1 protein-coding gene is annotated in these 516 nt (G+C 31.0%); it reads right to left on the bottom strand.

Annotated features, from left to right (window positions below):
• Positions 1–334, bottom strand: a 334-nt coding sequence (locus R7R24_RS30470) for an MCP four helix bundle domain-containing protein (RefSeq protein WP_318120683.1), incomplete at its 3' end; no start/stop codon positions are given.
• Positions 335–516: the final 182 nt, after the last annotated feature.

Genomic DNA, 516 nt, shown 5'->3' with positions numbered 1-516 from the left:
GGTCGCGTTGATCCCATAGTCCTTTCTCATATTGGTCTAGATATTTATCAATTTTCTGTTCAGATTTTTCTAATCCGGCTACCCATTCCATGAATTGAGGGTGATTGACATTGGTTAATAAAGAGAATTCATCCTTTCTTAAAATTCCGAGTTCAATTTCGGTATTTTTCACGAGCAATACGCTAGGTACGGTGGTTTCAGAAAATACGGTAAGTTTTCCTTCTATCATCTTGATTTCAGATGTAAAGAAAACGGAGAGAGCGATAACAGATAACGAAATGATCAAAATCAGCGCACTGATTTTATACTTGATACTTAAATTAGAAAGTTTCATAGACTCACTGATAATGGGGTTTGAAAGGCTCGGAGTCTATTACTGAGATTTGAAATATAGTGTGATTAATGTCTCAAATAAATTTATCGTGAATAAAATTAAGTCGTAATCTAAATGTTCATAATTAAAATAAATCCTTGTTATTTATAGAATTAATTATAATTTATAAATAAATGGAAATT

It is taken from the genome of Vibrio sp. 704 (genome assembly GCF_033339295.1).
This window is presented reverse-complemented; position numbering and strand designations above follow the sequence as displayed.